General features: G+C 63.1%; 17 protein-coding genes and 1 pseudogene. 9 read left to right on the forward strand and 9 right to left on the reverse strand.

Going from position 1 to position 21,975, the window contains the following annotated elements:
* The 3 genes from AC1RT2_RS14745 to AC1RT2_RS14755 all read left to right on the forward strand — a co-directional run.
* A partial coding sequence (locus AC1RT2_RS14745; RefSeq protein WP_493102950.1) for a thiamine pyrophosphate-dependent enzyme occupies nt 1-573 on the forward strand: 573 nt, incomplete at its 5' end.
* Nucleotides 574-806: 233 nt separating this feature from the next.
* Nucleotides 807-1,976, forward strand: coding sequence for an ATP-grasp domain-containing protein (locus tag AC1RT2_RS14750; protein WP_493102951.1), 1,170 nt, complete (start codon nt 807-809; stop codon nt 1,974-1,976).
* Between the two features lie 3 nt (nt 1,977-1,979).
* On the forward strand, nt 1,980-2,732 hold the full coding sequence (locus tag AC1RT2_RS14755; protein ID WP_493102952.1) for an esterase family protein: 753 nt from the start codon (nt 1,980-1,982) through the stop codon (nt 2,730-2,732).
* Between the two features lie 2 nt (nt 2,733-2,734).
* Here the strand turns inward: AC1RT2_RS14755 and AC1RT2_RS14760 are convergent, their stop codons facing one another.
* Together AC1RT2_RS14760 and AC1RT2_RS14765 are read right to left on the reverse strand one after the other, a co-directional pair.
* Complete coding sequence (locus AC1RT2_RS14760) at nt 2,735-3,742, reverse strand: magnesium and cobalt transport protein CorA (protein WP_493102954.1); 1,008 nt, start codon at nt 3,740-3,742, stop codon at nt 2,735-2,737.
* Between the two features lie 198 nt (nt 3,743-3,940).
* Nucleotides 3,941-4,810, reverse strand: coding sequence for a bile acid:sodium symporter family protein (locus AC1RT2_RS14765; RefSeq protein WP_493102956.1), 870 nt, complete (start codon nt 4,808-4,810; stop codon nt 3,941-3,943).
* A 235-nt stretch (nt 4,811-5,045) separates the two neighbouring features.
* Here AC1RT2_RS14765 and AC1RT2_RS14770 point away from each other — a divergent pair.
* A pseudogene (locus AC1RT2_RS14770) lies at nt 5,046-6,725 on the forward strand (amidase); the annotation flags it as partial.
* Nucleotides 6,726-6,833: 108 nt separating this feature from the next.
* On the opposite strand, the gene AC1RT2_RS14775 reads toward AC1RT2_RS14770, so the two are convergent.
* The 7 genes from AC1RT2_RS14775 to AC1RT2_RS14805 form a co-directional block, all read right to left on the reverse strand.
* Nucleotides 6,834-8,156, reverse strand: coding sequence for a siroheme synthase family protein (locus tag AC1RT2_RS14775; protein ID WP_493102958.1), 1,323 nt, complete (start codon nt 8,154-8,156; stop codon nt 6,834-6,836).
* On the reverse strand, nt 8,128-10,785 hold the full coding sequence (locus AC1RT2_RS14780; protein ID WP_493102960.1) for a nitrate reductase: 2,658 nt from the start codon (nt 10,783-10,785) through the stop codon (nt 8,128-8,130). The genes AC1RT2_RS14775 and AC1RT2_RS14780 overlap by 29 nt, the downstream gene beginning before the upstream one ends.
* Nucleotide 10,786: 1 nt before the next feature.
* Nucleotides 10,787-11,122, reverse strand: coding sequence for a nitrite reductase small subunit NirD (gene nirD / locus AC1RT2_RS14785; RefSeq protein WP_493102962.1), 336 nt, complete (start codon nt 11,120-11,122; stop codon nt 10,787-10,789).
* A gap of 2 nt (nt 11,123-11,124) precedes the next feature.
* Complete coding sequence (nirB, locus tag AC1RT2_RS14790; RefSeq protein WP_493102964.1) at nt 11,125-13,575, reverse strand: nitrite reductase large subunit NirB; 2,451 nt, start codon at nt 13,573-13,575, stop codon at nt 11,125-11,127.
* A gap of 14 nt (nt 13,576-13,589) precedes the next feature.
* Nucleotides 13,590-14,825, reverse strand: a complete 1,236-nt coding sequence (locus AC1RT2_RS14795) for an MFS transporter (protein WP_493102966.1) — start codon at nt 14,823-14,825, stop codon at nt 13,590-13,592.
* 336 nt (nt 14,826-15,161) lie between these two features.
* Nucleotides 15,162-16,376, reverse strand: a complete 1,215-nt coding sequence (locus AC1RT2_RS14800) for a CmpA/NrtA family ABC transporter substrate-binding protein (RefSeq protein ID WP_493102968.1) — start codon at nt 16,374-16,376, stop codon at nt 15,162-15,164.
* A complete protein-coding gene (locus AC1RT2_RS14805) occupies nt 16,373-16,975 on the reverse strand; it encodes an ANTAR domain-containing response regulator (protein WP_069062230.1) in 603 nt (200 codons plus the stop codon). The genes AC1RT2_RS14800 and AC1RT2_RS14805 overlap by 4 nt, the downstream gene beginning before the upstream one ends.
* A gap of 200 nt (nt 16,976-17,175) precedes the next feature.
* Between AC1RT2_RS14805 and AC1RT2_RS14810 the strand changes: the two genes are divergently transcribed.
* The 5 genes from AC1RT2_RS14810 to AC1RT2_RS14830 all read left to right on the forward strand — a co-directional run bounded on the left by AC1RT2_RS14810 (nt 17,176) and on the right by AC1RT2_RS14830 (nt 21,970).
* Entirely contained in the window at nt 17,176-18,237 is a 1,062-nt protein-coding gene (locus AC1RT2_RS14810; RefSeq protein WP_493102971.1) for a LacI family DNA-binding transcriptional regulator, read from the forward strand.
* Nucleotides 18,230-19,252 carry an ABC transporter substrate-binding protein gene (locus tag AC1RT2_RS14815; RefSeq protein ID WP_493102973.1) on the forward strand — a complete coding sequence of 341 codons (1,023 nt, stop codon included), beginning with the start codon at nt 18,230-18,232 and terminating at the stop codon, nt 19,250-19,252. The genes AC1RT2_RS14810 and AC1RT2_RS14815 overlap by 8 nt, the downstream gene beginning before the upstream one ends.
* A 96-nt stretch (nt 19,253-19,348) precedes the next feature.
* Entirely contained in the window at nt 19,349-20,176 is an 828-nt protein-coding gene (locus tag AC1RT2_RS14820; protein ID WP_444801706.1) for an ABC transporter permease, read from the forward strand.
* Entirely contained in the window at nt 20,173-20,949 is a 777-nt protein-coding gene (locus AC1RT2_RS14825) for an ABC transporter permease (protein ID WP_493102976.1), read from the forward strand. Before AC1RT2_RS14820 ends, AC1RT2_RS14825 begins: the two co-directional genes overlap by 4 nt.
* Nucleotides 20,942-21,970, forward strand: coding sequence for an ABC transporter ATP-binding protein (locus tag AC1RT2_RS14830; RefSeq protein WP_493102978.1), 1,029 nt, complete (start codon nt 20,942-20,944; stop codon nt 21,968-21,970). Before AC1RT2_RS14825 ends, AC1RT2_RS14830 begins: the two co-directional genes overlap by 8 nt.
* Nucleotides 21,971-21,975: the final 5 nt, after the last annotated feature.

Genomic DNA, 21,975 nt, shown 5'->3' on the forward strand with positions numbered 1-21,975 from the left:
GTGGATGCCGGGCTGTGGCCCGCCTGCCGCACCCATGGCAAGCTGATGGAGGTCATCACCAAAGCTCTGCCCGATGCGACCGTTGCGGGCGACCAGACCGAGCCGGTCTATGCCGTCAACCAGTTCTACCAGGCACCGCAGGTTCGCTCCTTCTTCAACTCCTCCACCGGCTACGGCACGCTCGGTTACGGCCTGCCCGCCGCCTTCGGCGCCAAACTCGGCGCACCCGACCGTCCCTCCGTCTGCCTGATCGGCGACGGCGGCCTGCAATTCTCCGTGCAGGAACTGGCAAGCGCGGTGGAAGCGGGCATCGCCACCGCCGTCGTCATCTGGAACAACACCAGCTACGGCGAGATCAAGGCCTTCATGGCCGAGCGCGACATCCCGCAGATCGGCGTCGACATCTTCACCCCCGACTTCGTCGGCCTCGCCAAGGCACTCGGCTGCGAAGCCTCCCGCCCGACCTCGCTCGCCGAGCTGGAAAGCGAACTGAAAGCCTCCGCCACCCGCAACGTGCCCACCATCATCGAAATCCAGGCCGGCTCACCGCTCGCCAAAATCCTCGCCGCGTGAGGCGCAGATGCGAAACCTGCTCTTCATCAATGGAAAATGGTTGGAGCCTAGTGAAGACCGTATGATGCTGGAGGCGAGCGGCCGCTTCTAGCTGCGAGCACGTGCAACCGCACGGGCGATCGATACGGCCGAAACCATGCAAGCTTGCGTTTGCGCGCGACTTCTTTAACACTTCGGCGTCGGCTAATGTGCGAGGGCGAGTATCCCTCGAGCCTCTCGGGAGTCTGCTGCTCGTGAAGTTCGTGTTCTTTTCTCCGCATTTTCCTGCAAACGGCACCGAATTCTGCGACCGCCTCCATAAGGCCGGCGCCATGGTTCTGGGTGTTGGCGATACCGCCTACGATCATCTCGCTCCTAGGCTGAAAAATGCCCTGAGCGAGTATTACCGCATCGCCGACATGGAGGATGCCGATCAGGTGCTGCGCGCCATGGGCCATTTCATCCATCGCTGGGGCCGCATCGATCGCTTCGAATCGCTCAACGAGCATTGGCTGGAACAGGACGCCGCGATCCGCACCGATTTCAACATTCCGGGTATTCGCAGCGATTTCGTCAAGAATCTGAAGCACAAATCGAAGATGAGCGCCTTCTTCAAGAAGGCGGGCGTCGAAACGATCCGACAGCACAAATATGTCGACCGGGCGGGTGTGGAGGCTTTCATTGCTGAGGTCGGCTATCCCATCGTTATCAAGCCGGATCAGGGCTCGGGCGCCAGCAACACGGTGAAGCTGAGCGACGACGCGGGTCTCGACGCTTTCGAGACGGCGAAGCTGCCGGGCGTCAGCTATGTCGCCGAAGAATTCATCGACGGCATCGTGCTGACCTATGACGGCCTGGTGGATCGCGATGGCCGGGTGGTGTTTGCCGCCAGCCATCGTTTCGAGCAGAGCATCATGGAGGTGGTGAACACCAATTCGCACCTCAACTACTATTGCCTGCCCTTCGTCGACCCCGCGGTGGAAAAGGCCGGACGAGCCGCCGTGAAGGCTTTCGGCATCCGCGAGAAATTCTTCCACATCGAATTCTTCGAGACCCGCGGCGACAAACGGATCGTCGCGCTCGAAATCAACATGCGCCCGCCGGGCGCATGGATGACCGACGCCATCAACTATTCGTACGACATGGATGTCTATCGCGAATGGGCTGAGATGATCGTCAACAACAAGGTTGGCGGACCGTTCACGGGGCGCTACTACACCGGCTATGCCAGCCGCAAGAACCATATTCGCTATGTCAACGACCATCGGGCCATTCTCGCTACCCATGGCGACAGGATCGTGCATTTCGCACCGATCGAGGACGTGTTCAGCCGGGCTATGGGCAACGCAGCCTATCAGTTCCGTTCAGAGGATTTCGAAGAGGTGAAAGCCATCGTGCGCTTCATCCAGGACGTGGAGCGTTAGCCGTTGCAGATCGAATACCACAAGCGCTTCAGCCATCATCTCGGGCGAGAGATGGAGTTCAAGACCTACGGCCATGCCGGCCAGCCGGTCCTGGTCTTCCCCACCTCCAACGGGCGCTTCTACCAATATGAGGATTCCGGCGGCATCGGCGCGCTCGCTGATCGCATCGAATCGGGAGAATTGCGGGTGTGGACCGTCGATGGCATCGACGGCGAGAGCTTCTTTTCCAACGGCCATGACCTGCCGGCCCGGATCGCCCGACACGAATCCTATTTCCGCTATGTAAACGAGGAACTGCTGCCGGAGATTCTCGCCATCGGCGGACGCGCACCGGTCCTGTCGGGCTGTTCCATGGGCGCCTTTCACGCCAGCAATTTCCTGTTCCGCTTTCCCGACCGGGTTGCCGGCGTGATCGCGCTGAGCGGTGTTTACTCCACCCGCCATTTTTTCGGCGATGCGCTGGACGGCCAGATCTACTTCAACTCGCCGGTCAATTATCTTGCGGGTTTGAACGACCATCATCTGCTGGATCGCATAGGCTCGCGCCGCCTGTTTTTCTGCTGTGGCCAGGGGGCCTGGGAAGACGCGATGCTCGAGGATACACATCGTCTGGAGGCCGTGCTACGCGACAAGAACATTCCGGCCTGGGTGGACTTCTGGGGGACCGACGCAAGCCATGACTGGCCGTGGTGGCACAAGCAGATCGCCTATTTCTTCGACAAGTGGCTTGAGGACGACCGGGGCAGGCCGCTCTAACCTCACAACCAGCCATTCTTGCGAAACCGCCAGTACAGGAACGAGCAGGTCGCAATGATTGCGGTGAGCACCATCGGATAGCCGTATTCCATCCTCAGTTCCGGCATGTCGTTGAAATTCATGCCGTAGATGCCGGCAAGCGCGGTCGGCACGGCAAGGATCGCCGCCCACGAGGCAAGCTTCTTGGAAATCGCCGTTTCCTGGCTCTGGCCGACCAGAAGGCTCGCCTCGAAGGCGAAGGCCAGCACCTCGCGCAGGCTGTCGATCTTTTCCTGCACTGTGCGGATGTGATCGGACACGTCCCGAAACAGCGGATGCATCGCCGCCTGGATTTGCGGCAGATCGGAACTCGTCAGCCGCCGGCAGACCTCGACCAGCGGAAGTGCCGCATTGCGCAGCCGCAGGAGATCACGGCGCATCATGTAGAGCCGTTCGATCTCGCTGCCGGTCATGGGCTTGACCAGAACCTTGTCCTCGATCTCCTCGACCTCGTATTCGAGCTGCTCCAGCACGGGCATGTAATTGTCGATGATGAAATCCAGAATGGCGTAGAGGACGAAATCCTCGCCCTTGGCCAGCGAATGCGGACAGCTTTCCCAATGCTCGCGAACGGTGGCGTAGGAGGTCGATGGCCCATGCCGCACGCTGACGATGTAGCCCTTGCCGACAAAAAGATGCGTTTCGCCGAAGGTGACGCGGCGCTCTATCAGTTGCGCGGTGCGCGCGACGATGAACAGCGCATCGCCATATTGCTCCAGCTTGGGGCGCTGATGCGGGTGCTCGGCATCCTCGATCGCGAGGTCATGCAGGTTGAACTGTGCCTGGACACGCAGGAGAAGCTCGCGGCTCGGCTCCAGAAGCCCGATCCAGACGACGTGACCGTCCTTGCCAGCCCACTGGCCGGCCTCTTCGATGGGAATATCAGCGATGCGCCTGCCAGCCGAGTAAACGCTCGAGGCAACGATCCCGTCCTCTGCAGTGACTGGCGCGAAATTGCGGACATGGTCCATCACCACCTCCCGACTGCGGTGCCATCACTGTGTGATGAAATCGCTGGCCGGTCAATCTAGCGGAATTTCGGCAAACGTGCGCAGCGCGGAATCGAACGCTTGTTTGGGCGCAGCCGGGCGCGGAGCACTACCGGTGCCCCTGGCAGCAAGGTTTGGGGACAGCGCCGGCTTCGATCTGAAAACCGACGCGTCAGGCCCTTAAGAGGTTGGTTTTATAGTCATGCGACCATAGGCAACGAGACCGAAGCCGACGGCGTACATCAGCAATCCGAACAGCGCGGGCGGTACGGCTATTTCCGGCGAATTCATCATGGTGATTGCCAGCAACATGCCGACAGCCGCGTTTCGAATGCTGATCGACGTTGTCACCGCCATCGCCTCGGCGGGGGACAGGCGGAGCAGGCGCGAGCCGAGAAAACCGATTGCCACGCCGCAAATGACCAGCACAAGGACGGCAGGCCCGGCGCTGACAAGGATTTCCGCCCATCGACCGTAGACCGAGATGCCGATGCCGACGATCAAGACCACCAGCACCACAAGGCCAAAGGCGCCAACCATCTTTTCAGCGCGGGCAGCGAGGGCCGGCACCTTGTGCCGGACCCACATGCCGAGGATGACAGGAAGCAGGATGATGACCAGCATCATGCCGATCGTGCGCAGCACGGGCAGGTAGACACGAACATCGCCGTCGCTGAAGCGCTCGATCGCGAAGTTCGCAAACAACGGCAGCGTTGCAATCGCGACAAGGCAGCCGAGAGCGCTCAAAGCGATCGACAGCGCAAGGTCTCCCCGGCCCAGATAGGAAAACAGGCTGGATGTGGTGCCGATCGGGCAGGCGGCAACGATGACCAGGCCGACCGCGATTTCGGACGGCAGGTCCATAAACATCGCAATCGACATGCTTGCGAGGGGGAGGAGCAGAAGCGCTGCCACGATACCCCAGATCAGGGCCTTCGGCCGCATGACGACACGGTGGAAATCGGAAGGGGCGAGCGTCAGGCCGATGCCGGCCATGATGATGAAGACAGCGGCCGGCAAACCGATTTCGATCAGGGCGGACTGCTCCATCCTTCTTCCTTTTCTTTTGGAGGCCGCTGATCGGCCGTTCAGAATCGTAGCATTGCTCCACCATTCCGCCAGATGCAATCGTGCTGTATCCGCAATCCCGCAGAGGCGGTATCCGTCTCTATCCCAGATGAGACATTGCCCCTGAAAAAACCACGCCCTACAACCGTCGAGCCGCATTGCCGAAGGCCACAGTCGTGCTCCCGGCGGTGACGCAAAACCGTGCAGGAGGGCACTGATGAAGGTTGTCGAAGCTTCGATTGATATGTTGCGCGCAGCACTCGAGTCGGGCGAGACGACCAGCGTCGCTCTGGTCGCGGCCTATCTGAACCGCATTGCGTACTACGACCGCCACGGCATCACCCTCAATGCCGTGCCTGTGCTCAATCCCGACATGTTCGCCGATGCGCAGGCTTCGGACCTGCGGCGCGCGCGTGGTGAAAGCCTCGGTCCGCTCGACGGCATCCCCTATACCGCCAAGGACAGCTACAAGGTCAAAGGGCTGAGCGTCGCCGCGGGCTCACCGGCCTTTGCCGATCTGATCGCGACAGAGGATGCCTTTGCGATTTCCCGGCTACGCGCCGCGGGTGCGGTGTTGATCGGACTGACGAACATGCCGCCGATGGCCAATGGCGGCATGCAACGCGGGGTCTACGGGCGCGCGGAATCCCCCTACAATGCCGACTGGCTGACCGCCGCCTTCGGGTCGGGCTCCTCCAACGGATCGGGGACGGCGACAGCGGCGAGCTTCGCAGCCTTCGGACTTGGCGAGGAAACCTGGTCCAGCGGGCGCGCACCCGCCGCCAACAACGGGCTCTGCGCCTATACGCCAAGCCGCGGCGTGATTTCCGTGCGCGGCAACTGGCCGCTCGTGCCGACCATGGACGTCGTGGTGCCGCACAGCCGTTCGATGGCGGACATGCTGGAACTGCTCGATATCATCGTCGCCGACGATCCCGACAGCCGCGGTGATCTCTGGCGCCGCCAGACCTGGGTATCGATCCCGAAAGCCTCCGAAATCCGACCGCAATCCTATGCCGGGCTTGCCCGCACGGCGAGCCTTGCGGGCAAGCGCTTCGGCCTGCCGGCAATGTATATCAACGCCGATCCGGAAGCGGGAACCGGCGGGACGGTGGGTATCGGTGGCGCGACTGGCCGGCGGATCGAAACGCGCGCCTCGATGCTGGCACTCTGTGTGGCGGCACGGGCGGCGCTCGAGGCGGCCGGCGCCGAGGTGGTGGTCACCGATTTCCCGATCATCAGCAACTACGAGGGAGACCGGCCGGGTGCGCCGACCATTTCGACGCGCGGCCTCGTCAGCCCCGACTATCTGCACCGCGAGATCGTCGATCTGTCGGCCTGGGCCTGGAACGATTTCCTTGCGGCCAATGCCGACCCCAATCTGTCGCGACTGACCGATGTCGACAGCGCCCACATCTTCCCTGCCCCGAAAGGCAGCCTGCCCGACCAGTATCACGGTTTCGACGACAGCATTTCCGGCTATGCCGCCCATTTGCGCAACCATCCCGTCGCCTCGTTCACCGAGATTCCCGATCTGGCCGAAGGCTTCAGGGGGCTTGAGGAAACCCGGCGCGTCGATTTCGAAGCCTGGATGGACAGGCTTGGGCTTGATGCAGTGATCTTCCCGGCCGTTGCCGACATCGGTCCGGCGGACGCCGATGTGAACCCTATTTCGGCGGATCTTGCCTGGCGGAACGGCACCTGGGTCGCCAACGGCAATCTGGCGATCCGCCATCTGGGTATTCCAACGGTGACCGTTCCGATGGGAATGCTGGCCGATATCGCAATGCCGGCCGGGCTGACCTTTGCCGGCCGGGCCTGGGACGACACGGCATTGCTGGGCTATGCCTACGCCTTCGAACAGACCGGCACCTACCGCGAAACGCCGGCACGAACGCCCGAGCTTTCGGAACTGCCCACCTCTATCTCAACGGACCGGTCGGAAACACCGGGCCTCAGCCTCGACGCCTCGGTCGTGCCCGACGGTCCCGGACGCCAACAGCTGTCAATACGGGCGCAAAGCCAAACCCCGCTGCTCTGGCTGACGGTGAACGGCCAGCCGGTCGCGTTCCGGCAGGACGGCGTGGAGGTGAGCGCGAGCCTCGATCTGGAGCGGAACACCCATATCCACAGCGAGTGGCGCGAACCCTATGGGCATATCGTGATCGCCTGTGCGAGCGACGGCACCGCCGCTTTCACCATAGCTGGCGGCACTGCCTGATCGAGGGTGGTACCGCCGGCCGACCAAGGCTGGTCGGGGTGTGGCGACGGGGATGCCGGGAACGACATGGACAGGGATGTTTTCGCGGCCAAGGCGCGCCATCACCTCGCCGGCACCGCTGAGCATCATCGGATCGCCGGGCGTCAAACAGACGACGCGCTTTCCCGCCTTGGCGAGCTTGGCCAACATGTCGCCAACGTCCGCCGGCCGGTATAGCGTCCGCCCGTCGTGCCCGCCGATCCGCATGCGCGTCGCCTCGCGGCGGGCGAGTTCCAGAACCTCCGTCGACACCAGATCATCGAAGAGGATGACATCGGCGGCCTGCAAGGCGCGCACGGCCTTGAGGGTCAGAAGCTCGGCATCGCCCGGGCCGGCGCCGACCAGCGCGACGGAGCCGATGGCGGGGGCTTCCGCGAGCCTTTCGGCATCAGCAAGAAGCACCCCGCCTACGCCCTCCTCCGGCGTATCCGTTGTTGCGAAGGCGAGATCGGAAAAGCGTTCCCAGAAGGCGCGGCGCTGTTGGCCTGGTGCAAGACGCCGGTTGACGGCGTCGCGTAGCGACTGCGCCAGTGTCGCCCAGCTTTTCAGGCTGCGCGGCAACAGCGCCTCGATCTTGCGGCGGATGGTCTGTGCCAGGATCGGGGCTGCCCCATCCGTCGAGATCGCGATGATGACGGGCGAGCGGTTGACGATGGAGCCGAACTGGAACTGGCAGAATTCCGGCTTGTCGATCACGTTGGCCGGCACGCCAGCTGCGCGTGCGGCAGCGGAGAACGTCCGCGCATCCGCTTCATCCTCGCAGTCTGCAATAGCGAGCGAGGCACCGCCAAGATCATCCGGCGCCCAATGCCGCCGATGCGGTGTAAATTTAGCGGCCGGGTGATCTGGTGCGCGAGAGAGCAACGTTTCGAACGTCTCGTCGAACGCTTCCGCATAGACATCGACATGCGCGCCGCAGGCGGCGAGCAGCTCTGCCTTCCAGGCGGCGGCATCCGAACCGCCGGCGACGACGACACGCTTTCCTTCCAGCGCCCAGAACACCGGGAGCTTGGCGAGCGGCTCCATGCGCGGCGGTCCATCACTCCGCGGCTGCGGCAAGACATCCATCGATGATCCCCTTGATCTCGGCTCGGCAGGAGCCGCAATTGGTTCCGGCATTGAGCTGCCTGCCGACGGTTTCGACACTGTGGCTGCCGCCGCGCACAGCGGCGACGATCTGGTTGACCCCGACGCCAAAGCAGGCGCAGACGCTCGCGCCGGGATCCGGCTTGTCGGCACCTGGCCGGCCGGCGACCAGGGCAAAGCGCTTGCGCAGGTTAGCGTGTTCGGCCGTCAGTTGCGCAATCGCCCAGTTCCGAGCGACGGCGACCGGTTCGCGGGCGAGAAACAGGGCGGCGCGCAGGTGCGGCCCGTCAAAGAACGCAAGCCGAAGATCGCCGGTCTGACGATCGACGTAACCGAGCGGCTCAACGCCATCCGGCACCGCGAAGGTGCGGCGGCACCAGGCGCTCCAATCCTCGACCGGTTGATCAAAGGCAAGCTCCACCCGCCAGCCGCCCTCCGCCTTCGCCAATGCCCAATAGCTGGCATCAAGCCCCTTCGGCTTGCCCTGCGAGACGGCGAAGCCATAGTGCGCCGCCTTGAACCGTCGAGCCGCCACGGCCACGTTTTTCGACGCCGGCTGGCCGGAGATGCTGTCCACGATAGACGGCACCACCGCGTCGATGCGGGCCTGCGCCGAAAACTGGTCGTTCCAGTGCATCGGCACGAAGATGCTGCCGCGTGCCTGGCGCTCCGTGATGAGTGCGCGCACGATCACCTTGCCCCGCGGGCTCTCGATTTCGACGAGACCGGCATTGCCAACACCAATCTCCATTGCGTCGCGTGGATGCAGCTCGGCAAAGGGTTCGGCGATATGGGTGGAGAGACGCGCGCTTTTTCCCGTGCGGGTCATCGTATGCCACTGGTCGCGGATGCGACCCGTGTTCAGCGTGAAGGGGCAGGCCGTATCGGCGCGATCGCAGGTAACCGGCTCGATGGCAATGAACCGGGCCTTGCCGTCCGTATGATAGAAGCCGCCATCGGCGAAAAAGCGCCGCTCTACCGGTTCGCTGCCCTCGGGCTGCGGCCATTGGAAAGGGGGAAGCGCATCGTAAGCCTGGCCCTCCAACTCGCTGCAGGCGCCGATATCGAAGTCGCGTTGGCCCGCATTCTCGAAAGCCGAAAGTGCTGCGTGCTCCCGGAAGATCCGTGTGGGCGAACCGTAGTCAAAGGCGTCCTTGAAACCGAGGCGCCGGCCAACCTCGGCAAGCTGCCACCAGTCTGCCCTCGCCTCACCCGACACATCGAGGAAATTGCGCTGGCGGGAGATGCGCCGTTCCGAATTGGTGACCGTGCCGTCTTTCTCTCCCCAGCCAAGCGAAGGAAGCAGTACATGGGCGTGACGGGTGGTATCGGTTTCTTCTAGGATGTCGGAGACGACGACGAAGGCACAGGCCTTGAGCGCCGTTTCTACGGCATCGGCATCCGGCATTGAGACGACAGGGTTTGTCGCCATGATCCAAAGCGCCTTGATGCGCCCCTCCGCCACGGCCTGAAACAAATCCACCGCCTTCAGCCCCGGCTTGTCGGCAATCGTCGGCGATTGCCAGAAGCGCTGGACGCGGTCGCGATCCGTTGCACTTTCAATCGCCATATGGGCGGCAAGCATATTGGCAAGCCCGCCGACCTCGCGCCCGCCCATGGCGTTCGGCTGGCCGGTCAGCGAAAACGGCCCCATGCCCGGCCGGCCGATGCGGCCGGTGGCGAGGTGGCAGTTGAGAATGGCGTTGACCTTGTCGGTGCCAGAGGACGACTGGTTGACGCCCTGGCTGTAGCAGGTCACGACCTTTTCCGTCGTCGTGAAAAGGCAATAGAACTCGCGGAGTTGCATGGCCGGAAGACCGGTCTGCTCCAGCACGTCGGCAAAAGACACGTTCGAAGCGGCGGCAAAGGTTTCGGCAAAACCCGTCGTATGCGCGGCGACATAGTTCTGATCGACAGCGTTGTTTGCCACCAGATGCGCAAAAAGGCCGACGAAGAGCGCCACATCCGTATCGGGGTGAAGGGCCAGATGCAGGTCGGCGAGGTCGGCCGTCATCGTGCGGCGCGGATCGATCAGGACCACCTTCATCGCAGGTCGCCTGGCCTTGGCTGCCGCCAACCGCTGGTAAAGCACGGGATGACACCAGGCGAGATTCGAGCCGGTCAGGATGACGAGATCGGCAAGCTCCAGATCCTCGTAGGTTCCCGGCACCGTGTCCGAACCGAAGGCCCGGCGGTGGCCGGCGACGGAGGAGGACATGCAGAGCCGCGAATTGGTGTCGATATTCGCCGAACCGATAAATCCCTTCATCAGCTTGTTAGCGACGTAATAGTCTTCGGTCAGCAATTGGCCGGAGACGTAGAAGGCAACGGAATCCGGCCCGTGCTCGACAATGGCTTGCGAGAATTTTTCGGCGACGAGGTCGAGTGCCTCGTTCCACCCGGCGCGCCGGCCATCGATCTGCGGATGCAGCAGGCGACCGTCGAGGTCGATCGTCTCGGCCAGCGCCGCACCCTTCGAGCAGAGCCGGCCGTAATTCGAAGGATGGTCCGGATCGCCTTTGACGGAGACGGTACCAGCTTCGTCGATCGTCGCGATGACCCCGCAGCCGACACCGCAATAGGGGCAGGTTGTCTTGACCGGATTTTCCATCCTATTCGGCCGCCATCATCAGGCTTTCAAGTGCGATAAACAGCGCGCCGTTGTCGTTGCGCAGCGGAATGGTCTTCACCGCCCCCTCGTCTGCGCCAAGGGCCTTGCCGGTTTCGAGCGAAATCACCCAATTATGCAGCGGGCAGGTGACCGCCTTGGCATGGACGATCCCTTGCGAGAGCGGCCCGCCTTTGTGCGGGCAATGGTCCTCGATGGCAAACACCTCGTTTTCCGCGGTGCGAAAGACGGCGACCTTGCCTTGTGGTATCTTCACGCAGCGGGCGCCGCGCAGCGGAATATCGGCGATGGTGCCGATGGCGATCCAGGTCCTGTCCATGTTTACTCCGCAGCCTGATTGTAGCCGACCGTCGCCATCGGCTTGAACTCGTGTTTGTCCTTGCCGGAGACACGCTCCGACCAGGGGTCGACCTGGGCGAACTTCTGGGAGAAGACGAAACGCTCGTAATAGGCCTTACGCTTGTCCGCATCGCCGATGATCTGGCGGCGGATTTCCTCGAGGCCTATGCGCTTTGCCCATTTGTAGATGCGCTCGAGATAACGCGCCTGCTCGCGATACATCTGTGTCAGTGCCACGATGTGCTCCATCGCCTCTTCCTCCGTTCTCACGAGGCCGAGCACCTCCGTGCCCTTGATGTCGAGGCCGGCGGCACCGGCGAAGTGGATTTCGAAACCGCTGTCGACGCAGATGACGCCGATATCCTTGCAGGTCGCCTCGGCGCAGTTGCGCGGACAGCCGGAGACAGCCAGCTTCAGCTTGGCCGGCGTCCACGAACCCCACATGAACTTCTCGATCTTGATGCCGAGGCCGGTGGAATCCTGCGTGCCGAAGCGGCACCAGTCGGAGCCGACACAGGTCTTCACCGTGCGCAGGCCCTTGGCATAGGCCTGGCCCGAAACGAAACCGGCCTTGCCAAGATCGGCCCAGACAGCAGGCAGGTCTTCCTTCTCGATGCCGAGCAGATCGATGCGCTGGCCGCCCGTCACCTTGACCAGCGGGATCTCGAACTTGTCGACCACGTCGGCGATAGCGCGGAGTTCGCCTGCATTGGTGACCCCGCCCCACATGCGCGGCACGACGGAATAGGTACCGTCCTTCTGGATGTTGGCGTGCACGCGCTCGTTGATGAAGCGCGACTGGTAGTCGTCGGCATACTCGTCCGGCCAGTCGCAGACGAGGTAGTAGTTGAGGGCCGGCCGGCATTTGGCGCAGCCGCAGGACGTTTTCCATTCCAGTTCCTGCATGACGGCGGGAATGGTTTTCAACCCCTTCGCCTTGATCAGGCGGCGCACGTCGTCATGGCCGAGATCAGTGCAGCCGCACATCGGCTGGACGGCCGCAGGATTATAGCTTTCCCCAAGCGTCAGCGTCATCAGTTGCTCGACGAGGCCGGTGCAGGAGCCGCAGGAGGCGGACGCCTTGGTGTGGGCGCGCACGTCGTCCAGCGACGTCAAGCCCTTGTCCGTTATGGTCGAGACGATCCTGCCCTTGCAGACGCCGTTGCAGCCGCAGATTTCCGCATCATCCGGCAAGGCTGCAACGGCCGCCATAGGGTCCAGCGGGGCGCCCCCCTGGTAGGCCTGGCCGAAGATCAACGTCTCGCGCATCTCGGCAATGTCGACGGCCTTCTTCTTGAGATCGTTGAACCAGGCGCCATCCGAGGTCTCCCCGTAAAGCACCGTGCCGATGATGCGGTTTTCCTTCAGCACCAGCCGCTTGTAGACGCCGGCCGAGGCATCGCGCAGCACGATCTCCTCGCGGTCGTCACCGTCGGCGAAATCCCCGAGCGAGAACAGCTCGATGCCGGTGACCTTGAGTTTCGTCGGCGTATCGGAGTGGACAAAGACTGCACTGCGCTCGCCGGCGAGATGGGACGCGGCGACGCGGGCCATTTCATAGAGCGGCGCGACAAGGCCGTAGACCTGGCCTGCCACTTCGGCACATTCGCCGAGCGCCAGAATGCTGCCGTCGGAGGTCTGCATGCCGTTGTCGACGACGATGCCGCGATTGACGGCGAGCCCCGCTTCCTTGGCGAGCCCGACGCTCGGGCGGATGCCGACAGCCATGACGACGAGCGTCGCGGGGATGATGCGGCCGTCGTCCAGCTCTATGCCCTCGACCCTGCCATTGCCGACGATCGCCTTGGTGTTGGCCTTGCAGATGATCTTGATGCCGCGCCCTTCCAGCTCTTTTTGCAGGAGATAGCCGGCGGCGGGGTCGAGCTGGCGGTCCATCAGTGTCGGCATGACATGGAGGACGGTCACGTCCATGCCGCGGCCGGCAAGGCCGGCGGCAGCTTCGAGACCGAGCAGGCCGCCGCCGATGACCACGGCCTTTTCGCGTGACTGGGCGGCAAGCAGCATGGCCTGCACGTCGTCAAGGTCGCGGTAGGTGATGACGCCGGGCAGCGTGTTGCCGGGCACCGGAATGATGAACGGCACGGATCCAGTGGCGATCACCAGCTTGTCGTAGCTCTCCGTCACGCCATGGTCGGATGTCACGGTCTTCGCATCGCGGTCAATGGCGACGATCCGGTGGCCCTTGTAGAGCGTGATGCCGTGTTTGATGTACCAGCCGTCACCGTGGATGATGATCTGCTCGTAGTCCTTCTCGCCGGAAAGCACCGGCGAGAGCATGATGCGGTCGTAGTTGACCCGCGGCTCGGCGTTGAAGATGGTCACCTGATAGTGGTCGGGCGCCTTCTCCAGCAGATGCTCCAGCATGCGCCCCGGCGCCATGCCATTGCCGATGATGACGAGTTTCTCGGTCATGGTGTTTCCTTCGATTACGCGGCGACGGCAGAGACGGAGGGGGCGCGGCGTTCCATCTGGCGGATCGACAGATGCATCCAGATCAGCGAGACGGCGACGACGGCGAAGAGCAGGATGAAACAGCTCGACCAGAGGCCGGTCGCGTCCTTCAGAAGACCGAAGGCGATGGGCAGCACGAAACCGCCAAGCCCGCCGACCATGCCGACGACGCCGCCGACCGCACCGACACCATCCGGGTAGTAGACCGGGATGTGCTTGTAGACGGCAGCCTTGCCGAGGCTCATGACAAAACCCAGCACGAAGACGACGACGATGAAGACTGCGGGAGACACACTCGCCGGCAGCGACAGGATCAACGTCGCGACGGCCGAAATGCCGAACATCCAGTACATGACGCTGCGTGCGCCCTTGCGATCCGACAGCATGCCGCCGAAGGCGCGAAAGATGCTGCCGGGGATCGAGTAGGCCGCAGCGATCATGCCGGCGGTGGCGATGTCGAAGCCGTAGACGCCGACGAGATAACGCGGCAGCCAGAGCGACAGCGCGACGAAGCCGCCGAAGGCAAAGAAGTAGTAGAGCGAGAAGCGCCAGACCCGGGTGTCCTTCAGCGGTGCGAACTCCTGGCGGAGACTGCGCTGCGGGAGCTTGCCTTCGCGGCGGCTGCGGAAGGCCGGATCATCGGTCGTCGTGAACCAGAAGACGAAGGCGGCCATGATCAGCGCAGCCGCCCAGAGCTGCGCAACCATCTGCCAGCCGGCGGCGACCAGCACGAGGGGCGCAACGAACTTGGTCAGCGCCGCGCCGACATTGCCGGCACCGAAGATGCCGAGCACCGTGCCCTGCTTTTCCGGCGGGAAGAAGGGCGAGACATAGGCGATGCCGACGGCGAAGGAACCGCCGGCTAGCCCGATCCCGAGGCCGGCGAGCAGCATCTGCGGATAGGTCGTGGCATGGGAAAGCAAGAGGGTGGAGAGCGATGCCGCCAGCATGGTCAGCGTGTAGACGAGGCGGCCGCCATAGCGGGTCGTCCAGACGCCGAGCACGATGCGCACCAGCGAGCCTGTGAGGATGGGTGTTCCGATGAGCAGGCCGAACTGGGCTTCGCTGAGCCCCAGATCTTCCTTGATGCGGATGCCGATGATCGCGAAGATCGTCCAGACGGCAAAACAGATGGTGAAGGCGAAGGTGGACATCCACAGGGCGACGGCGGGTTCGCTTGAGGATAGAGGAGGCTGCTTGGTCTCAGACATGGCTTCTCCGTGGCCCGACAAGGTCGTGCCGCTCCAACTTGGGGGTGAAAAACAAAAAGCCGCTGATGAGGATGCGTGCGAAACGGACGGTCCGTGGTCGCAGGATTCCTGATCAGCGGCTTTGCTGGAGGCGCCCTTCGTTGGACGCCGATATCGTGACCCGAGGGCCTATACCAAGAAAAGCAATCGGCGTGCCAGTTTTAGCAAACCATTGATTTCATGCTATGGATGAGACCTCGCTCCCAATCGCGGATCAACGGCAGGATAGAACAAGTGCAGTGCGATGCCATTTTTTGTGCAGTGCGCATAAATTAGGCGCTTCGCATTTCAGGCCGCTCAGCCGATCCTTTGTGCCAGGATATAGGCGTCTAAATCGTCCGGATCGAACCGTCCGCCGTCGAAGAAGCCGTCCGGCCCGAGCGTCAACGCGCCGGACGAGCCGACGGGCGTCTCCACGGCCAGCGCACCCTCGACCTTGGAGCTGGCTGACGGCATGGCAAGTCCAAGCGTCTTCAACGCCGCACGATAAATGTCCGGCCGGTAGGTTTCGGCAGCGACTTGCTGGTGTTCGGCCGTGTGGCCGATCTGCCGCCAGCGAACCATCTGGGTGTAGAACCAGAGCGCATGGCTCTTCCAGGGAAAGGTCGCCGCCTTGGCATTCGGAACGAAGAAGTCGCCGATATTTTGCACAACACCACCGCCGACCGGCAGGTTGCCGCTCAAGGCAGGCAGCAGAAGCTCTGCATCATGCCCGACATAGCCGGGCTGCGCCAGGAGATGCGCCAGCTCTTCGCGGTTTTCCAGCTTTTCGCACCAGGCAGACGCCTGATGAAGCGCAACAAGCAGCGCCGCCAGGGCTTCAGGATGAGTTTCGGCCCAGCCGGCATTGACGCCGAGTACCTTTTCCGGGCTCGACCGCCAGATGGCGGCCTTGACGGTGGCCAGATGCCCGCCGCGCTTCAGCACGCCAAACGTGTTCCACGGCTCGCCGGCGCAATAGCCGTCGATCAGCCTCTGCGCCAGTGCGTCCCCCATATCGGGCGGCGGCAGCACAACGATCTCGATGTCCCGGTCCGGGTCGATGTCGCTTGCCGCCAGCCAATAACGCAGTTCGTAGTTGTGCCCCGAATAGGGATGCACGACACCGAACCGCAACGGCTCGCCCTCGCGCCGCGCGATGGCCCTGCGCAAAGCTACGCCGTTCGCGCGCGCATCAAGATCATCCGTCGCCCCCTCACCCGCCATCGCCTGCCAGAGCGCGGTGGACACGGTAACGGCATTGCCGCCGAGGCCCAGCGCCATCGGCACGATCATTTTTGGCGCCGGCGCGGAAAGACCGAGATTGCAGGCGATCGGCATGGGGCCGAGAATATGCGCGACATCGAAATGACGGACGGCCAGCCGGTCGCGTATGCTCGCCCAGGACCGTTCGCGCACGAGGGTCAGATCGATCGACTGCGCCTCGGCAAAGCCCTTCTCCTTGGCAACGACGAGCAGGGCACTGTCGAGCAGCGGCACGAAACCGGCGGTGATGGCGTGGGACATCGTCATTCCTTCGCTCCCGGATCGAGCAGGCTTGCCGCCGTGACGAGGCTTTGGGCGATCTCGACGATCTTGCGGTTCTGGTTCATCGCCGTGCGGCGCAGAAGCGCGTAGGCTTCCTCTTCCGAAAGACCGCGCGAGCGCATCAGCAGACCTTTGGCCCGGTCGATCACCTTGCGGTTCTCCAGTTCGCTGCGTGTCTCTTCCAGCTCACGGTTAAGCCGGGAAAAGGCGTTGAAGCGGCTGATCGCCATCTTCAAGATCGGCCGGACCCGCTCCTGCTTGAGCCCGTCGACGATATAAGCGGACACGCCGGCCTCCACCGCGGCCTCGATCGACGCTTCGTCCGACTTGTCGACGAACATGGCAATCGGGCGCTGGATGACCCGCGAAAGCTGGAAGATACTCTCGAGTTCATCACGGTTCGGGTTCTCGAGATCGATGACGATCACGTCGGGATTGAGCTCGGTGATGCGCCGCGCCAGTCCGTGCATCTGGTCTATGACCGTGACCTGGCCATAGCCAGCGTCACGCAGCCCCTCTTCGATGATGGCGGCGCGGATCCGGTTTTCGTCGATGACCAGTACGTTCAACTCGTTCGGCTTCATCCCGCAACCGTACTCTCTTGCTGCCTGGAGCGGCGCGTCTGCATTTTGACATGCGGCATGACCGAGTCGAAATCAAGCAGGCCCAAAGAACATAGCCCCGGCCTTTCAAGGTGGCTTTTATGAGAGAACAATAAACAATTGACAGAGGCATTTTTTCTGGTAGCGTTGCTTAAACGTTTAATCAGGCTTATGAGCTTCTCTTGAAACCACCTCGCCCCAACCTTTCGGAACTGGCGCGCCACCTCGGGGTGTCGATCGCGACGGTGTCGAATGCGCTGTCCGGCAAGGGGCGCCTGTCGCCGGAGCTCGCCAAGCGTATCCGCGATGCGGCCGACCGGATGGGCTACGTGCCGAGCCAGGCCGGCCGGGCGCTGCGTACCGGGCGCAGCGGGGTTCTGGGGCTGGTGCTCCCCGATATCGGCAATCCGCTCTATCCGGAAATCGCCCAGGAAATCGAGCGCGTCGCAACGAATGCCGGATACGGCGTGCTGATCGCCAACTCGCGCGACGAAATCGCCGCGCAGGACAAGGCGATCTTCCAGCTCATCGAGCGCGGCGTCGACGGCATCGTCATCGTTCCCCGGCGCGGCACCACCGTGCCGGAAACCGCCTGCCCCATTGCCATCATCGACACGCCGACGACACCGAGGAACACAGTCTCGGCCGATCATTTCGAGGGCGGCGCGCAGGTCGCGCGCCACTTGCGGGCGCTTGGCCACGAAAAGATCCTGCTGATCGGCGACGACCCCAGCTCGAACGTCCAGAACGCCCGCGTCAACGGCATGCGGTCGCAACTCGCAGAAGCCCGGGAAGTCGAGACGATCTGGATCGTCGAGATCGAGGCAAAGGGCGGCAAGAGCTGCGCGCTCGGTCTTGCCGCGTGGCGCGCACGCGGGTTTTCCGCCTTTGCCTGTGTGTCCGACCCCCATGCCCTGCGGGCACTCACAGAACTTCAGTCGGCCGGCATCGCCATTCCGGCGGAAGCAACGATCACGGGCTTCGACAACCTGCAATGGTCGTCCTTCATCTCGCCGCCGCTCACCACCGTAAAAATGAACATGCCGGAAATCGCCACCCTCGCGCTCGACGCGCTGGTCGAGGCTATCCAGGCCCGCGATGCCTCGGACGATACACCGAGCCCGCCCGTCACCGCTCGCAAGGCCGCCGTGCCGATGGAGCTTGTCATCCGCCGTTCCAGTGGCCCGGCTCCGAAGGAGCAGCCGGCGGCCGGCATTTCTCAGGAGGAGATCAAACATGCATAAGACGCTTCTTGCCGCCAGCGTGTTCTGGCTTGCGGGCAGCACGCTCGCGGCCGCTCAGGAACAGACGCTGACCATTTCCGTCTACGGCTTCGCCCAGGACGAATTCTCCGAAGCGCTCTACAAGCCCTTCGAGGCGGAATGCGGCTGCAAGCTGGTCGTCGAAACCGGCAACAGCATCGAGCGCCTCGCCAAGCTCGACGCCAACAAGGATGCGCCGGTCATCGACATGGCCGTCTTCTCGCTTGCCGACGCGCTGGCCGCATCCCGCAAGGGCCTGACCGAGAAGCTCGATCCCGCCAAGCTTTCCAACTACGACAAGCTCTACGACTTTGCCAAGGACCCGAACGGCGACGGCATGAGCGTCGGCTATACCTTCTACAAGACCGGCATCGCCTATCGCACAGACAAGATGAAGGTCGAATCCTGGGCCGATCTCCTGAAGGACGAGTATGTCGGCCATGTTGCCCTGCCGAACATCACCACCAACCAGGGTGGTCCGGTGCTCTCGATGATCGGCAAGGCGCTCGGCAAGGATACGCCTGATCTCAAGGACGCCATGGCCGCCGTAGGCGAGAAACGCGACGAGTTCGTCACCTTCTACGTGAAAAGCTCGCAGCTCGTGCAGTTAATGCAGCAGGAGGAAATCTGGGCCGCACCCATGGGCCACTTCTCCTGGGCCGGCATTTCCAAGCTCGACCTGCCGGTCGGCTGGGCAACAACGAAGGAAGGCGATGCCGGCGACATGAACGCCATGGTGCTGGTCAAGGGTACGAAGAACCAGGACCTCGCGCTGAAGTTCATGGATTTCTGGCTCTCCGTGCCGATCCAGACCAAGATCGCCGAAATGCTGATCGACAGCCCGGCGAACAAGGAAGTCGTTCTCGCGCCGGAAATCGCCGAAAAGCTCACCTACGGCGCCGATGTTGCCAACAAGCTGACCTTCCTGCCGGCCGCCACCACGCTCGACTACCGCGAGAAGTGGCTTGCCGAATGGAACATCACGATCGCGCAGTAAAAAGCCCGTCTCCTCGATCCACACGCCTGCGGCGGAGGGTGCCTGAACGCGCCCTCGCCACCGGCAAACGCTGCCCTCTTTCGGCAGGAGCACAGCATGTTTCAAAATCGCGCTGAAGCCTTGGCGCTGGCTTTGCCGGCCGCCGTCTTCGCGGCCATCGTCTTCCTGGTGCCGGTCGTCATCGTGCTGGCCGAGGGTTTTCGCAGCCCGACAGGCTGGACCTTCTCGGCCTACATCGATTTCTTCTCGGAGCCGCTCAACCGGCTGGTGCTGGTGCGTACCTTCAAGCTGGGCCTCGCCGTAACGGTCGCCTCGGCGGTGATCGGCTATGCCGCAGCCTTCGCCATCGTCAATCTCAGCGCGTCGGGCAAGGGCCGCATGATCGGCCTCATCTCGCTGCCGCTGATGATCTCGCCGGTGGCGCGCACCTATGCCTGGATCGTCATCCTCGGCCGCACCGGCATCGTCAACCAGGCGCTCCAGACCGTCGGCCTCAGCGACGAGCCGATCCGCCTGCTCTTCACCGAGACGGCGGTCTTCATCGGCCTGCTGCAGCTCTTCCTGCCGCTGATGATCCTCTCGCTGATCAGCGCGCTGGAAAACATGCCGAAGGATGCGATCCTCGCCGCCCGGGTGCTCGGCGCCAACTGGTTCCAGGTGTTCTGGAAGGTCATCCTGCCCCTGACACGCGAGGGCCTCGTCGTCGGCGGCACGCTGGTCTTCACCGGCTCGCTGACCGCCTACATCACGCCCGCCATCCTCGGCGGCTCGAAGGTGCTGATGCTGGAGACCCTGCTCTTCCAGCGCGTCACCGTCGCCAACGATTTCGTCTCGGCAAGCGTCATCGCCTTCATTCTCATTGCCATGTGTTTTGCCGCGAACCTGCTCCTGAAGCGGCTCGCGACCGCGAGGAACAAGCGATGAACCGCACGCTTTCCACCATCATTCTCGCCGCGCTGCTCATCTTTTTGATCGGCCCCTTCATCATCATCGTAGCAGCCTCCCTTTCAGCCGGCGACACACTTGTCTTCCCGCCGCAGGGCCTGTCCCTGAAATGGGTCGCCAAGGTCTTCACCGTCGAAAGCTTCCGCGACAGCTTCATCATGTCGATGATCCTCGCCGTCGGCGGCACCTTCGTCGCGCTGCTGCTCGGCGTGCCGGCCGCCTATGCGCTCTCGCGCTACAAGCTGCCGTTCGGCGAGGTCGTCAACACGATCGTCACGCTGCCGATCATCGTGCCGAGCATCATCGTCGGCCTCGCCCTGCTGCGCTATCTCGTCGTGCCGTTCAGCTTCTCGATTGGCGTCGCGCTGTTCCTCGCCCATACCGCACTCGTGCTGCCCTATACGGTGCGCGTCGTCTCCTCCAGCTTCAACAACCTGCGCTCCGACATGGAAGAGGCGGCGGTGCTGCTTGGCGCGACGCGCCTTGGCGCCTTCTTCAAGGTGGTGCTGCCGAACATCCAGAGCGGCATCCTCGCCGCCTTCATCCTCGGCTTCGTGACGAGCTTCAACCAGGTGCCGGTCTCGCTGTTCCTCTCCGGCCCCGGCGTGCGCACGCTGCCCATCGACATGCTCTCCTACATGGAAACCACCTACGATCCCTCCGTTGCTGCGCTGTCGGCCCTGCTCGCCCTGATGTCGATCGGTATCGTCTTCCTCGCAGAACGCTTCCTTGGATTCTCCCGTTATGTCTGATCGCGCCTTTCTCTCCCTCGAAAACCTGACGCTTTCCTATGGCAATTCGATTGCCGTGGACAAATTCAACCTTTCGATCCGCAAGGGTGAACTCGTCGCCTTCCTCGGCCCGTCCGGCTGCGGCAAGACGACGACCATGCGCTCGATTGCCGGCCTGCTTGCGCCCACCTCCGGCCGCATCACGCTCGACGGCACCGACATTACCCGCGTTTCCGCCAACAAGCGCAATGTCGGCCTAGTCTTCCAGTCCTACGCACTCTTCCCCCACCTGTCGGTCTTCGAAAACGTCGCCTTCGGTCTCAGATTGAAGCGCATGGCCGCGGCCGATATCGACGCGCGCGTCACTGCCGGCATCAAGTCGGTCGGCCTTTCCGCGCTTTCCGGCCGCAAACCGACCGAACTCTCCGGTGGCCAGCAGCAACGCGTGGCGCTTGCCCGATCCATGGTGATGGAGCCGAAGGTGCTGCTGCTCGACGAGCCGCTCTCCAATCTCGATGCGCGCCTGCGTGTCGAAATGCGCGCCGAACTGCAGCGCGTGCAGAAGGAAACCGGCGTCACCATGATCTTCGTCACCCACGACCAGGCGGAAGCCCTGTCACTCGCCGACCGGATCGTCGTCATGCGTGAAGGCCTGATCGAGCAGGTCGGCACGCCCGAGGAGATCTACAACAACCCCGCCTCCGCCTTCGTTGCGGATTTCGTCGGCTTCGAGAATGTTTTCGCGCTTCGCGGCGGCAAGCTGGCAACACCGGGCGGTGCGATCGCGCTTGCCGAAGCGCTGCCGGGCAATGCTGCCGGCTTCGCCTGGCGTCCCTCCGGCGTGACGCTCGAAGCCGGGCCGTTCAAGGGCACGGTGAAAAGCGTCTCCTTTACCGGGAACCTACGCGAATATCTGCTCGATACGCCCCTCGGCCCGATTACCGCGGAAGTGAGCGCGGCACTGCCGGTCCACGCACTTGGCGCAGAACTGGCCTTCGACCTGCCGCTCACGGCAGCCGCCACCCTCCAGCGTTTCGCGTGAGCACC

This window comes from Shinella sp. GW821-FHT11G07, assembly GCF_058808115.1.